Source organism: Bacillus sp. TH25, from assembly GCF_016650935.1.
Taxonomy (GTDB): Bacteria; Bacillota; Bacilli; order Bacillales; family Bacillaceae_G; genus Bacillus_A; species Bacillus_A mycoides.
Genome location: NZ_JAEKEU010000036.1, coordinates 448,792 through 462,020 on the forward strand (window position 1 = coordinate 448,792; position 13,229 = coordinate 462,020).

14 protein-coding genes are annotated in these 13,229 nt (G+C 37.6%); 4 read left to right on the forward strand and 10 right to left on the reverse strand.

Annotation, left to right across the window (positions count from 1 at the left end; translation table 11 throughout):
• Positions 1-58 precede the first annotated feature (58 nt).
• On the forward strand, positions 59-1,096 hold the full coding sequence (locus JFT89_RS17950) for a PTS sugar transporter subunit IIC (protein ID WP_002068536.1): 1,038 nt from the start codon (positions 59-61) through the stop codon (positions 1,094-1,096).
• A 203-nt stretch (positions 1,097-1,299) separates the two neighbouring features.
• On the opposite strand, the gene JFT89_RS17955 is transcribed toward JFT89_RS17950, so the two are convergent.
• From JFT89_RS17955 to JFT89_RS17975, 5 genes are all read right to left on the reverse strand, one after another.
• Complete coding sequence (locus JFT89_RS17955; RefSeq protein ID WP_002068534.1) at positions 1,300-1,455, reverse strand: hypothetical protein; 156 nt, start codon at positions 1,453-1,455, stop codon at positions 1,300-1,302.
• 82 nt (positions 1,456-1,537) lie between these two features.
• Complete coding sequence (speB, locus tag JFT89_RS17960; RefSeq protein WP_002016350.1) at positions 1,538-2,410, reverse strand: agmatinase; 873 nt, start codon at positions 2,408-2,410, stop codon at positions 1,538-1,540.
• A gap of 218 nt (positions 2,411-2,628) precedes the next feature.
• Entirely contained in the window at positions 2,629-3,456 is an 828-nt protein-coding gene (gene speE, locus JFT89_RS17965; protein WP_000424693.1) for a polyamine aminopropyltransferase, read from the reverse strand.
• 186 nt (positions 3,457-3,642) lie between these two features.
• Positions 3,643-4,806 (reverse strand): MFS transporter, encoded by a 1,164-nt coding sequence (locus JFT89_RS17970; protein ID WP_201040426.1) that lies wholly within the window; start codon positions 4,804-4,806, stop codon positions 3,643-3,645.
• Between the two features lie 5 nt (positions 4,807-4,811).
• Positions 4,812-5,219: a MerR family transcriptional regulator gene (locus tag JFT89_RS17975; protein WP_002016353.1), complete on the reverse strand. Its 408-nt coding sequence runs from the start codon at positions 5,217-5,219 to the stop codon at positions 4,812-4,814.
• 150 nt (positions 5,220-5,369) lie between these two features.
• On the opposite strand from JFT89_RS17975, the gene JFT89_RS17980 reads away from it, so the two are divergent.
• Positions 5,370-6,095 carry a glycerophosphodiester phosphodiesterase gene (locus tag JFT89_RS17980; RefSeq protein ID WP_002068526.1) on the forward strand — a complete coding sequence of 242 codons (726 nt, stop codon included), beginning with the start codon at positions 5,370-5,372 and terminating at the stop codon, positions 6,093-6,095.
• Between the two features lie 100 nt (positions 6,096-6,195).
• Positions 6,196-8,247, forward strand: a complete 2,052-nt coding sequence (locus JFT89_RS17985) for a transglycosylase domain-containing protein (RefSeq protein WP_201040427.1) — start codon at positions 6,196-6,198, stop codon at positions 8,245-8,247.
• A 32-nt stretch (positions 8,248-8,279) separates the two neighbouring features.
• On the opposite strand, the gene JFT89_RS17990 is transcribed toward JFT89_RS17985, so the two are convergent.
• Together JFT89_RS17990 and JFT89_RS17995 are read right to left on the reverse strand one after the other, a co-directional pair.
• Complete coding sequence (locus tag JFT89_RS17990; RefSeq protein ID WP_002016357.1) at positions 8,280-8,789, reverse strand: YwhD family protein; 510 nt, start codon at positions 8,787-8,789, stop codon at positions 8,280-8,282.
• A 25-nt stretch (positions 8,790-8,814) separates the two neighbouring features.
• Complete coding sequence (locus tag JFT89_RS17995; RefSeq protein ID WP_002016358.1) at positions 8,815-9,489, reverse strand: site-2 protease family protein; 675 nt, start codon at positions 9,487-9,489, stop codon at positions 8,815-8,817.
• 112 nt (positions 9,490-9,601) lie between these two features.
• Between JFT89_RS17995 and JFT89_RS18000 the strand changes: the two genes are divergently transcribed.
• Positions 9,602-9,787, forward strand: coding sequence for a 2-hydroxymuconate tautomerase (locus JFT89_RS18000; RefSeq protein WP_001147171.1), 186 nt, complete (start codon positions 9,602-9,604; stop codon positions 9,785-9,787).
• Positions 9,788-9,826: 39 nt separating this feature from the next.
• Here JFT89_RS18000 and JFT89_RS18005 read toward each other — a convergent pair whose 3' ends face one another.
• The 3 genes from JFT89_RS18005 to JFT89_RS18015 all read right to left on the reverse strand — a co-directional run bounded on the left by JFT89_RS18005 (position 9,827) and on the right by JFT89_RS18015 (position 13,227).
• Entirely contained in the window at positions 9,827-11,131 is a 1,305-nt protein-coding gene (locus JFT89_RS18005; protein WP_000262735.1) for an HD domain-containing protein, read from the reverse strand.
• 145 nt (positions 11,132-11,276) lie between these two features.
• A complete protein-coding gene (locus JFT89_RS18010; protein WP_002068515.1) occupies positions 11,277-12,212 on the reverse strand; it encodes an ABC transporter substrate-binding protein in 936 nt (311 codons plus the stop codon).
• A 202-nt stretch (positions 12,213-12,414) separates the two neighbouring features.
• Entirely contained in the window at positions 12,415-13,227 is an 813-nt protein-coding gene (locus JFT89_RS18015) for an ABC transporter ATP-binding protein (RefSeq protein WP_002034935.1), read from the reverse strand.
• Positions 13,228-13,229: the final 2 nt, after the last annotated feature.

Below are 13,229 nucleotides of genomic sequence, written 5' to 3' on the forward strand. Positions count from 1 at the left end.
ATATTATTATTGAATGATACAAATTTTTATTACAAAAATCAAAGGAGACAGTTTTCAAATGGCTATCTTGCAAGGTTTAGCACTATTACTTGTTGTACTTTGTCTATTTACACTTTTCAGTTACCGTGCGCCTTACGGAATGAAAGCAATGGGCGCTTTAGCTAATGCAGCAATCGCAAGTTTTCTTATTGAAGCATTTCACCGTTATATTGGTGGAGAAATGTTTCATAATGACTTTTTACAATCAGTAGGAGAAGCTTCTGGTAGTATGAGCGGTGTCGCAGCGGCAATTTTAGTCGCATTAGCAATCGGTGTTTCACCCGTATACGCTGTTTTAATCGGTATAGCTACTAGTGGATTCGGTATTTTACCAGGATTTTTCGCTGGATATGTTTGTGCTTTCGTCGTGAAATTTCTCGAAAAGAAATTACCAGCTGGTGTAGAATTTTTAGCAATCCTATGTATTGCCGCACCAATTTCACGTGGAATGGCCATGCTTATGGATCCACTCGTTAACGCAACACTCGGTAAAATCGGTTCTATGATTTCAGTTGCGACTACAGAAAGTCCTATCATTATGGGTATTATGCTTGGTGGATTAATAACAGTTATTTCTACATCTCCATTAAGTTCTATGGCACTAACTGCAATGCTTGGATTAACTGGTTTACCAATGGCAATTGGTAGTCTTGCCGTAGCAGCTTCTGCCCCAATGAACTTCATTTTCTTTAAACGACTAAAAATCTGTTCAAAGAAAGATACAATCGCCGTGGCAATCGAGCCGTTAACACAGGCCGATGTTGTCTCAGCAAATCCAATTCCTATCTATATGACAAACTTTGTTGGCGGTGCGCTTGCCGGTATTATTACGTCGCTATTCCAGCTCGTTAATAACGCACCAGGGACAGCATCACCAATTCCAGGACTTCTCGTACTGTTCGGATTTAATGATGTAATAAAAGTAACGATTGCTGCCGTATTATGTGGAATCGTTACCACTATTGTTGGATACGTCGGTTCCATTGTGTTCCGCAAATATCCAATCCGTTCTGCTGATGAAATTCGCGGAATTACTTCGGAAGAGAAAGTTGCGTAAAGAAAGGGAGCTATTCTCATCGTTTGAGAATAGCTCTTTTTTATGTCGCCTGACGGTAAGTGAAATTATATTGAACACAACTCCGCATATATCGACGTTTCGACAAAGGATATCGACTTAACTACTAAATAAGACAATAATAACCTACCTATTAATAAAAGAAACCGGCTCAAAACACTTTTTGAGTCGGCTTCACTTTTACTTTATCTAGCTACAGCGGCTAGAATGATCGGTGGCTTCTCTTCTTCCTTCGAGGCAAAAAACGCCTCTACGTCTGAAGCTCCATCCCCCTCATATTCTAAACGAGCCGCTTCCGCTTTTATTTCTATCCAGCTACGACAGCTAGAATCTCCGGCCATTTCACACTCTCGTTCGAAGCCAAAAGCGCTTCTCGGTCGAGCGTTCCAATGACCTGCGATTCTGAGCGAGCTGCCTACGCTTTTATTTAACCCAACCGAGCAGCATTTCCCGCACGAATTTGCTTGCTGCGATTGGTGTTTGATCACTATGATCGTAGACTGGAGCTACTTCTACTAAGTCTGCTCCGACTACTTTTATATTTGAATTTGCAATTGCTACGATGGACTCTAATAGTTCTTTAGATGTGATACCTCCAGCTTCTAATGTTCCTGTTCCAGGAGCGTGAGCTGGGTCTAATACGTCGATGTCAATTGTGACATAGACTGGGCGTCCTGCAAGTTTCGGTAATACTTCCTTTAACGGTTCTAATACGTCAAATTTATATAAGTTCATACCTACTTCTTTTGCCCATTCGAATTCTTCCTTCATTCCAGAACGAATACCGAAAGAATATACGTTTTCCGGACCAATTAAATCGCACACTTTACGAATTGGTGTAGAGTGGGATAAAGGCTCTCCCTCATATGACTCACGTAAGTCAGTATGAGCATCCATATGGATGATTGCTAAATCCGGATATTTTTTTGCCATTGCCTTAAAAATTGGCCAAGACACTAAGTGCTCTCCGCCGAGACCTAGTGGAAACTTACCGGCATCTAATAGTTTTGTTACATATTCTTCAATCATGTCTATGCTGCGCTGTGGATTCCCAAATGGTAATGGGATATCACCCGCATCAAAATATTTTACCTCTTCTAGTTCACGATCTAAATACGGACTATATTCTTCAAGACCGATTGATACTTCACGAATACGTGCAGGGCCAAAGCGAGATCCTGGACGGAAACTTACTGTCCAATCCATAGGCATCCCGTAAATAACTGCCTCTGACTCTTCAAAACTTGGATGACTTTTAATAAATACTTTACCTGAATAAGCTTCATCAAAACGCATACTCTTTTCCTCCTTATGTGGAACTTAAGGTATCCCAACCTTTCACTATTTCTCAAATTTGGAGCGCATTGCTCCTCTTTCTCGATTTACCTGGGCCTTCTTGTTATCACAAGAAGACTACTTCATTTGTAGCAGTGTAAGTAACTAGCATGTTCAAGCCTTCTAGACAAACACCTTAAATGAGTTACTTACACTTTATTTATTTCAATTTAACGCTCTTACTTAATTAAATCGCCAACAAATTTCGGTAATGCGAATGCTGCATTGTGTAATTCTTTTGTGTAGTATTTCGTTTCGATTTCGTGGAAACGCTCTTCACTTACTTCTAATGGATCATGTTTTTTAGATCCGATTGTGAACGTCCAAAGTCCACTTGGATACGTCGGAATGTTTGCTGTGTATAGACGAGTAATTGGGAAAATCTCTTTTACGTCTTTAAACACAGTTGTAATTAGTTCTGGTGTAAACCAAGGGTTGTCCGTTTGGGCAACGAAAATACCATCTTCTTTTAACGCTTTTGAAATTCCAGCGTAGAAGCCTTTTGTAAATAGGTTTACTGCTGGACCTACTGGCTCAGTAGAATCTACCATAATTACGTCATATTCGTTTTCGCTTTCTGCGATGTGTAGGAAACCGTCTCCTACTTTTACTTCTACACGCTCATCATCTAATGCACCTGCAATTGATGGTAAGTACTGCTTAGAGTACTCAATTACTTTTCCATCGATTTCAACAAGAGTTGCTTTCTTCACGCTTGGGTGTTTTAACACTTCACGAATAACACCACCATCGCCACCACCAACAACTAATACGTTCTCAGGGTTTGGATGTGTAAATAAAGGTACGTGCGCTACCATTTCATGATAAACGAACTCGTCCTTTTCTGTCGTCATAACCATGCCGTCTAAAATAAGCATGTTTCCGAACTCTTCCGTTTCAACCATATCAAGTTTTTGGAATTCTGTTTGCTCCGTATGTAATGTGCGGTTAATACGCGCCGTAATTCCAAAATGCTTTGTTTGTTTTTCAGTGAACCATAGTTCCATCGTACAATCACGCCTTTCAATGCAAATTTATAATAGGGACATCATTAATGTCCCCTAACAAAAATAAAACAAAACATCCAAAAAGTATAGTTAAAAGTAAAAAAATACCGAAAATATATTTTAGTCAGAGGGTTCTAACATATATGTGAAAAGGGATTGCTCTGTAATAGGAAAGAAAACCCTTTCTTAAGAAAGGGTTTTTGTCTCTATTTCTATCGGTTTACGAATCGGAATTAAGATCATTACGCAACCAACTAACACAACAATTCCACCGACTAAAAACGGACTTTGTGGTGAAACTGTATGACCGATGACTCCTGATAAAATTGGAGCAATCGCGCCCCCTAACCAACGAACGAAGTTATAAACACCTGATGTAACAGATCTTTCATAAGGTGAAATATCCATTACATAACTTGTAAATAACGCGTTATTTAAGCCTGATGCTAATCCTGATAGAACGATTAACACGATTTGTAACCACATGATTTTAACGAAGAATAGTGCAATTAAGAAAATCGCAAATACGAGTAAACTACCTTTTAACAATGTTTTTGGTTCATATTTACCTTCTAGCTTATGTGCTAAAATTGCTGATCCGTAAGCTAATGCTAATCCCCATCCGCAAAATACAAATCCTAATTGAATAGCAGATAAATGCATAATAAGTGGTGAATATGCTAACACGACGAAAAATCCGTAGTAGTATAACATTCCCGAAATAGCACCTTGCATAAACGGTTTATACTTCACCAGGTTAAGTAATTCACCTACGCCTGCTGCTTTACGCTTCACTTTTCGCTCCGGTTCTTTTACAAAAAAGAAAACTAAAATAAATGCTAAAGAAATTAAAATACTCGTCGCAAAAAATGGGTAACGCCAAGAATGTCCACCTAATATACCACCTAACAATGGGCCACCTGCCATCCCTAAACCGATAGCTGCTTCATATAATCCTACTGCTTCATGAACTTCTTTACTTAATGCAATTAATAATGTCATCGCCGTTGCAAAGAACATCGCATTTCCTAATCCCCACCCCGCGCGGAAAAGAGATAATTGAGCAATCGTTTGCGATATACCACATATAAATGCAAATACAGTTACAATCGCAAGACCGATCGTCATCATTCGTTTATCACCAAATCTTGATGCAAATATTCCAGCTGGTAACATCATAATTGCCATCGTTAAAATATATGCTGTAAATAACATCTCGACTTGCCAATGCGAAGCACCAATTTGTTCAGCAATACTTGGTAAAATTGGGTCGACTACTCCTATACCTGAAAAGGCAAGGAAGGTAGCCACCACTGTAATCAATCTCCCTAATTTTTGTTTGTTCTCCATTTTGATTACTCTCCTTTTGTATTCTCTAAAAATGTAACTGCACGGCTTAAACTATCCTCTAGCTCTGCCTTAACACGCTGCATTTGCTCCATTTTTTCGTCTAACGTTTGCACTTGTTTTTCAAGCATCTCTTTAATTTCTTGAATCACTTCACGGTCACGCGGATTCTCACTATTTCTTCTTTGTTCCATTCTTTCTTTTAACGATAAGAAATGTTGCATTTCTTGAAGCGTAATTCCTAGTACTTCTTTCGCTTCCACAATCCTTTTAATTCTCGCAATGTCTTCGTCTGTATACAGGCGAATGTTCCCTTCACTGCGTTCTGGGGGATGAATTAAACCAATTTCCTCATAATAACGAAGTGTACGCTTTGTTAAACCAACTTGCTTTGTTACTTCATCAATTTTATACATGTGTATTCCTCCCTTCACCGATTATTACATTTTACGTTAACGTTAACTTTTGTGCAACTGTTATACTTTTGTAAATGTTTGTCATATGAATTGTATTTTTCTCAAAGCAGTTTCATAATGAAAGAAAAGAGATGATAAGGAGATTTTCACATGAATAAACCACTTATTTTCGCTCATCGCGGGGTAAAAGGAACACACCCAGAAAATACGATGATTGCCTTCCAAGAGGCTGAACGCATTGGGGCTCACGGAATTGAACTTGATGTTCATCTATCAAAAGATGGTGAACTAGTTGTTATTCATGATGAAACGGTGGACCGCACAACAAATGGCGTGGGACTTGTTTCTGAGAAAACTGTAGAGGAATTACAAGCCTTAGATGCTGGTAGCCATAAAGATCCTTCTTTTCATGAGGCGAAAATCCCAACATTACGAGAAGTATTTATTTGGCTCTCTACAACAAATTTACAACTTAACATTGAATTAAAAACAGATGTTCTTCATTATCCAAATATTGAAGAAAAAGTTGTTGCTCTTGTTCGTGAATATCATCTATCCAATCAAATTGTATTTTCATCATTTAACCACGATTCCGTTTCATTATTAGCAGAAATTGCTCCAGAAATTCCAAGAGCGATTTTGTACGATACACCACTTGCAGATCCTATTGCTGAAGCAAAAAGGCGCGAGGCGACTGGATTACATCCAAACTTTCAATTATTAACGAAAGAGTTTGTCCAATTAGCACAGGGGCAAGGATACGTTTTTCGTCCTTACACCATTAATGAATATAAAGATTTACAAACTATGATTGACTATGGTGTAGATGTCATCATTACCGATTGGCCAGCACGTGCCTTTGAGCTCCTTTCTTAATTGAAGGGGCTTTTTTGTTTTCAAAATTTCATTGTTTAAAATAAACGAAAACCCTCAATACTAATACAATAATGCTTGTATTAATGAGGGGCTGAAAAAGATGGATCAAACTATGAATCCAAAACTTAAAAAATATAAACGTCTTTTCTTCACCGTAATGTTTTCTTGTGTTCTTTTTTTCGTTTTTTCCTTTTTTATTATCATTATAGCTGCAAAAATTACGGGGCCTCCCCCTGTTGCAGTGCCGCAAACGAGTGTCTTTTACGCTAATGATGACACTGTTATAGGACAAAGTAATGAAACACAAAAGCGCTATAATGTATCTCTTGATGAAATTTCTCCTTATGTAAAAGAGGCAACACTATCTATTGAAGATCAACGATTCTACAAACATCATGGATTTGATATAAAGCGCATTGTTGGTGCCATTGTTGCCGATTTAAAAGCAATGGCAAAAGTACAAGGTGCTAGTACTATTACACAACAGTATGCTCGTAACCTATACTTAGATCATGATAAAACGTGGAAGCGTAAACTATTAGAGGCAATGTATACCGTTCGCCTTGAAGTGAACTATAATAAAAATCATATTTTAGAAGGATATTTAAATACAATTTATTACGGGCATGGTGCTTACGGAATCGAAGCTGCTTCTCGCCTGTATTTCGATAAAACTGCAAAAGAATTAACATTAGCAGAAGCTAGTATGCTCGCAGGCATTCCGAAAGGACCTAGCTTCTACTCTCCCTTTTTAAAAGAAGAGCGTGCTAAAGGGCGTCAATCTCTCATACTAGATGAAATGGTAGAACAAGGTTATATTACAAAACAGCAAGCTGCCTCGGCAAAAAAGGAACCGCTAACTTTCGCCTCATTAGATACGAAAAAAGTGGCAGAGGTCGCGCCTTATTTCCAAGATGCTGTACAAGCTTCTCTTCTTCGTGATATCGGATTAGATGAGCAAGCCTTACAGCGAGGTGGCTTACGTATTTATACAACGCTAGACCCTAAATTACAATCTGTAGCAGAGCAAGCTGTAAAAAATCATATACCTGAAACAACAAACATCCAAACTGCCCTCGTCTCTATGAATCCAAAAACGGGTGAAGTGGCTGCCCTTGTTGGTGGAACTGATTATAATACGAGTCAATTTAACAGAGCTACACAAGCCGCTCGTCAGCCCGGCTCTACATTTAAGCCATTCCTATATTACGCAGCCTTAGAACGAGGATTCACCCCTGCTACGCGCTTAAAAAGCGAATACACTGTATTCACTTTAGGTGATGGTGTTTCCAAATATAAACCGAAAAATTATAAAAACTATTATGCAGACGACTTTGTGACAATGGCACAAGCACTCGCTGTTTCTGATAACGTATATGCTGTGAAGACAAATCTATTTTTAGGCGAAGACATTCTTACAAAAACAGCGAAGCAATTCGGTATTACTAGCGCATTAAAAGATGTTCCGTCTCTTGCTCTCGGCACATCTCCTGTAAAACCAATTGAAATGGTCAATGCTTATAGCATGTTTGCAAACGGCGGGAAAGAAGTAAAACCAATCTTTATAAGACGCATCGTTGATCATGAAGGAAATATGCTATACGACGCTCATTTAGAAAGTAAACAAGTTCTAGATAAAAGCAAAGCCTTTGTGATGGAAGAAATGATGGCAGGTATGTTTAATAAAAAACTAAGCAGTTATGCCGCTGTGACCGGTCAATCGATGTTATCAAAACTATCAAGAACATATGCTGGAAAGTCTGGTTCTACAGAAACTGATAGTTGGATGATTGGATTTACCCCACAACTTGTAACAGGGGTTTGGATTGGATACGATCAACCTAAATCCATTTCAAACGTAGCAGAACAAGGATACGCAAAAAAAATATGGACCGATACAATGGAAAAAGGATTAGATGGACAGCCTAAACAAGAGTTCAAACAACCAGCAGATGTTGTTGCAGTCGATGTTAATCCTGAAAACGGTAAGATTGCTACAAAAAATTGTCCCATTTCTGTGAAAATGTATTTCGCAAAAGGTACAGAGCCAACAGAGTATTGTATGGATCACGTTGATGATAAGGAAGAGTTCGAAAAGGTTAGTGAAGAGAAGAAAAAGACGGGTTGGTGGAAAAAATATCTCCCGTGGTAAAAAAATAGCTGACGGAAATCCGTCAGCTATTTTTATTCGCCTAATAATGCGTGGCGCAATTCTTCACTAGATTCGTTCCAAATTGCTTCATTATGCTCTTTTAAGAATGTACCAAGTACTTTTTTAGATGATTCATCCATATGATCAATCATGATGTGACGCTTTAGTGATTTATCCATTTTATTTACATGCTCTGGAAGTGATTTATATCCGCGGCGAATTTCACGATCAACTGTCATTTCACAGGCTGTTGCACCTGCGTAATAAGCACCGTTTGGTGTTCTTTCAATTGTTACCCAAACGAGCCAAAACGGTTTTCCGTTTGGAACTTCATCTTTATTTGTTAAAAACTTAATTCCTTTTTCTACTGTACTACGCGCATGCATCGCACCGATATCAACGAACGCAGTTTTCTCTAATACATCAACAAATACAGGAGAAATATTTTCTAAACTTAATGCCCCAACGCCAAAACCACCATGTCCATCTGTTGAATCATTTTTCACGATATTAAAACCGATTTTTTTCTTTTTCTCTGTCATATGTAAACTCCTCCTCGCTTAATGATTAAAAAAGCCTGAAAATAGGCGCAATGATATTTTGTAAAAATACTAATACATATGGAATAACAACATTGAAAATAGGTTGAATTGTGTAATTGCTAAGCGGTGTAATAACAAGAATTAATAACGCAATTGATCCATACTTTTCATACTGTGTCATTTTCGCACGAATATTTGCTGGTGCTAAATCTTCCACAACGCGATACCCGTCAAGTGGCGGGATTGGTAATAAATTAAATACAAGTAAAACAATATTAAGCATAATAAAAATCTGGAAAAATTGATCCAGCGTATCTGCTACTGCAAGTGGCATCGCATCTAACACACCAAATGTTATTAAGCTATACCAAATAATTAAACCAATTGCACTTAAGATAAGATTACTTATCGGTCCCGCAATAGAAACTAATATTCCTGCAAGACGCGGTCTTTTAAAGTTATATGGGTTAACAGGCACGGGTCTTGCCCAACCGAATCCAAGAATTAATACAGCAATCATCCCAATAGGATCTAAATGAGCCATCGGTGATAACGTTAACCGTCCTTGTTTTTTCGCTGTATCGTCTCCAAATTTATATGCAACATACGCATGTGCAAATTCATGCACAGATAGCGCAATAATAATCGCCATTGCTACCAATGGAATTTGTTGCAATGGGTATCTAAATAACTGATCCATAACTCATCTCCTCTTCAATATGTCAAAAAAAGAAATTATTTGTTTTTCCGATTGTTCTTCCTCATAATCCGCTATAATAAGAGTGTAACTTACATAAAAGGAGCGATTATATATGCCATACGTAACAGTGAAAATGCTAGAAGGACGCACAGAAGAACAAAAGAAAGCTCTTGCTGAGAAAGTAACAGCAGCAGTAAGCGAAACAACTGGTGCTCCTGAAGAAAACATCGTTGTTTTCATCGAAGAAATGTCTAAAAACCATTATGCAGTTGGCGGAAAACGCTTAAGCGACAAATAATTTCAAGTTTTTTCATAAGAAGCAGCTCTTAGCTGCTTCTTATTTCTTTCCTTCTAACAACTCGATAATTCTCTCTTTATATTTTCCTTTTCTTCCATCTTCATAGATTAAATCATGCGGATAGAATAGCTTTTGATCCGTTCGCTTCTTACCTGTAATCGCCTCAACAATATCCGATTCACGCGAAAGCTCTCTAAGTTCCCCGTTCGGCATAAGAAGTAAGATTGGCAGGCGCTCTTCTTCTTCTCCTGCGCGGTAAAAGTCATACGGTAAATCCGATGTTGAATCCACAACTAAGTAATACTCTGGATCGAGTCCAATCTTTTTAAATAAGCTACTTAGCTCCATCCAATTATCTAAGCCGTGCTTATCTGTAAACTCTACATATTTAAATAGATTTCGATTCATAAAACGGCGGCATAAGTCACTTAAAATCGGGTCTTCTTCGTCTTGCCATACTTGGAAGTAATAATACATTACGTTCTCGTCTAACTTTAAATAATCCTCTACTGTCACTTCTTCTTCAAATAAAGAATAGAAATGAACAGGATGATTTTTAAACGCATAATACTTCTCATGCAGTGATTTAGCTCGGTGTAAAATCTTCGTTAAAATTACTTCTGCACTACGTGTTACCGGATGAAAATATACTTGCCAATACATTTGATAACGGCTCATAATATAATGCTCTACAGCATGCATACCACTATTTTTAATGACAACTTGATTACCGTACGGGCGCATGACACGCAGTATACGTTCCATATCAAAGTTCCCATACTTTACACCAGTAAAATATGCATCTCTTAATAAATAATCCATACGATCGGCATCAATTTGGCTCGAAATCATACTAATCGCTAATTTATTAGTAGATGTTTTCGCAATTACATCTGCTACCTTTTGCGGGAAATCCTTATCCACACGGCTTAACACACGATTAATTTCCGTATCACCAACGATAATCTTTTGTGTAAATTTCTCATGATCTAACGAAAATACTTTTTCAAACGAATGAGAAAATGGGCCGTGACCGACATCATGAAGTAATGCCGCACATAAACATAATAATCTATCTTCAGCATTCCAGTTCGGTCTGCCATCAAACACATCATCAATCATACGACGAATAATTTCATATACACCTAACGAATGAGTAAAGCGACTATGCTCTGCACCGTGAAATGTAAAAAATGTCGTACCAAGCTGCTTAATACGGCGCAAGCGTTGAAATTCTTTCGTTCCGATTAAATCCCAAATAACGCGATCACGCACGTGTACATATTTATGTACTGGGTCTTTAAACACTTTTGTTTCGCTGAGTTTGTCGTTTAAATATACCACTTTCCGACATCCCCCTTTCTTTACTGCATTCTTACTATATATTATAAACGATATAGGAAACAGAAAGAAATGAAAGACTGTATTAATTCCTTGTATATAAAGAAAAATCACCTTTACCAAAGCAAAGGTGATTTTTCTTTATATATTATTTTCCTAAAATGAATTCAGTAACTTCGTCTAGGATCATTTCTTTACCTAGTGGGAAGTATCCTTTGTTTACATCTTCATTACTGATTGTAAATACGTGATTGTTTTTAACAGCGTTCATATTTTTCCAAATTGATTCTTCTTGGAATTCTTTTAGACGCTGAGAACCGTCACCAGTTGTAAATACGAATAAGTAATCTGGGTTGTAATCAATTAAAGCTTCTTTTTGTATTTGTACTAGCGGTTTATCAGTTGGTGTACCTTTAACTGCTGGTAATTTTAAATCACCAAAGATTACGCTACCGTAACCGTAGTCACCGTATACACGGAATGCATTTGGATATGCAGCCATTTTCATGAACGTTGCATCGCCAGTTTTAGCAACGATTTTGTCATGTAATTTGCTTGCTTTTTCATCATACTTTTTGAACCATTCTTTTGTTTCTTTCTCTTTACCGAAGATTTGACCTACTTCTTCGAATTTTGGACGCCATTGGTCTAATGGAGTTTTTAACATAACTGTTGGTGCAATTTTAGATAATTGATCATAAATCTTTTCTTGACGATTGTTTACAATAATTAAATCTGGTTTTGCAGCAGCCACTGCTTCGATGTTAATTTTATCGCCCCACGCAGAACCAACCGGTTTTACATCTTTCAATTTCTTCTCAATATGTGAATCAATTTTTTCTTGTGTTGTATTTGCAGTAATAATCGGTTTCATACCGAAAATTAATAATTCTTCTGTTGAACCACTAAGGTCAGCAATTTTCTTTGGATTTGCAGGGATTTTAATTTCCCCTTTTGCGTGTTGTACAGTGCGCTCTTCAGTCTTCGCATCTGCTTTCTTTTCTTCTTTGTTAGAACAAGCTGCAAATAGTACAGAAGTAACAACTAGTACCATTGCTAATAGTGCCATTTTAAAATTCTTCATATTCCGACTCCTTCTAGCTGTATTTCTCTTATAATTTGCATGTAACTATAAGAAACGCAAACAACATTTAATTAATATATTTTTATTAATTGTTGTTTATAACCCGTTCTAACGGGCGTTCAACTTCCCATCCGCGGGTAAGAAGCTCAACGTCCATTAGAACTCCCCCTCTCACCTCTTTAAGAGGGGGAAATTCTATTAATTATGCTTTTTTACGCAATTGATTATTAATCATCGCTAAATCGTATGTTAAACAAATTGGTTTACAGTTTACTGGACATGGAACGATTTGAGCTTCGATTTCAAATACGTTACGAAGCGTTTCACTTGTCATAACTTCATCTGGCGTTCCTTGTTTCATTAACTTCCCAGCTTTTAATGCAATCATATGATCAGAGAAACGAGAAGCATGATTTAAATCGTGAATAACCATAACAATCGTTCTGCCTTCTTCTTTGTTTAACTTCTTCAGTAAGTTTAATATCTCAAGTTGATGAGCCATATCTAAGTATGTTGTTGGTTCATCTAACACAAGTAAATCTGTTCCTTGTGCAAGAGCCATCGCAATCCATACACGTTGACGTTGACCACCTGATAAAGCTTCTGCTGGACGATTTGCGAATTCTGTCATCCCCGTCACTTCAAGTGCCCAATGAATGTAGCGATAATCCTCTTCTTTCAATGTTCCAAATCCTTTTTGATGAGGAAAACGTCCATATGAAACAAGTTCAAACACAGTAAGGCCTGTTGGCACTTCTGCAGTTTGTGGTAAAATCGCCATTTTCTTTGCGATTTCTTTCGTTGGCTGTTTCTCAATTGCTTTTCCATCAAGATAAACAGTACCTCGTTTTGCTTTCAAAATACGAGAAGCCGTTTTTAATAATGTGGATTTCCCACAACCATTTGGTCCAATAATCGTTGTAATTTGTCCTTCCGGAATTTCAACTGTTAATCCATCTATAATTAACCCTTCATTATACCCAACAGATACCGCATCAACTGCTAAAGTTGCCATAC

What these genes read in the sequence shown, in the direction of transcription:
- JFT89_RS17950 (WP_002068536.1), top strand. Translation starts at nt 59, where the DNA reads ATGGCTATCTTGCAAGGTTTAGCACTATTACTTGTTGTACTTTGTCTA.
- JFT89_RS17955 (WP_002068534.1), bottom strand. Translation starts at nt 1,455, where the DNA reads ATGGCCGGAGATTCTAGCTGTCGTAGCTGGATAGAAATAAAAGCGGAA.
- speB (WP_002016350.1), bottom strand. Translation starts at nt 2,410, where the DNA reads ATGCGTTTTGATGAAGCTTATTCAGGTAAAGTATTTATTAAAAGTCAT.
- speE (WP_000424693.1), bottom strand. Translation starts at nt 3,456, where the DNA reads ATGGAACTATGGTTCACTGAAAAACAAACAAAGCATTTTGGAATTACG.
- JFT89_RS17970 (WP_201040426.1), bottom strand. Translation starts at nt 4,806, where the DNA reads ATGGAGAACAAACAAAAATTAGGGAGATTGATTACAGTGGTGGCTACC.
- JFT89_RS17975 (WP_002016353.1), bottom strand. Translation starts at nt 5,219, where the DNA reads ATGTATAAAATTGATGAAGTAACAAAGCAAGTTGGTTTAACAAAGCGT.
- JFT89_RS17980 (WP_002068526.1), top strand. Translation starts at nt 5,370, where the DNA reads ATGAATAAACCACTTATTTTCGCTCATCGCGGGGTAAAAGGAACACAC.
- JFT89_RS17985 (WP_201040427.1), top strand. Translation starts at nt 6,196, where the DNA reads ATGGATCAAACTATGAATCCAAAACTTAAAAAATATAAACGTCTTTTC.
- JFT89_RS17990 (WP_002016357.1), bottom strand. Translation starts at nt 8,789, where the DNA reads ATGACAGAGAAAAAGAAAAAAATCGGTTTTAATATCGTGAAAAATGAT.
- JFT89_RS17995 (WP_002016358.1), bottom strand. Translation starts at nt 9,489, where the DNA reads ATGGATCAGTTATTTAGATACCCATTGCAACAAATTCCATTGGTAGCA.
- JFT89_RS18000 (WP_001147171.1), top strand. Translation starts at nt 9,602, where the DNA reads ATGCCATACGTAACAGTGAAAATGCTAGAAGGACGCACAGAAGAACAA.
- JFT89_RS18010 (WP_002068515.1), bottom strand. Translation starts at nt 12,212, where the DNA reads ATGAAGAATTTTAAAATGGCACTATTAGCAATGGTACTAGTTGTTACT.
- JFT89_RS18015 (WP_002034935.1), bottom strand. Translation starts at nt 13,227, where the DNA reads ATGGCAACTTTAGCAGTTGATGCGGTATCTGTTGGGTATAATGAAGGG.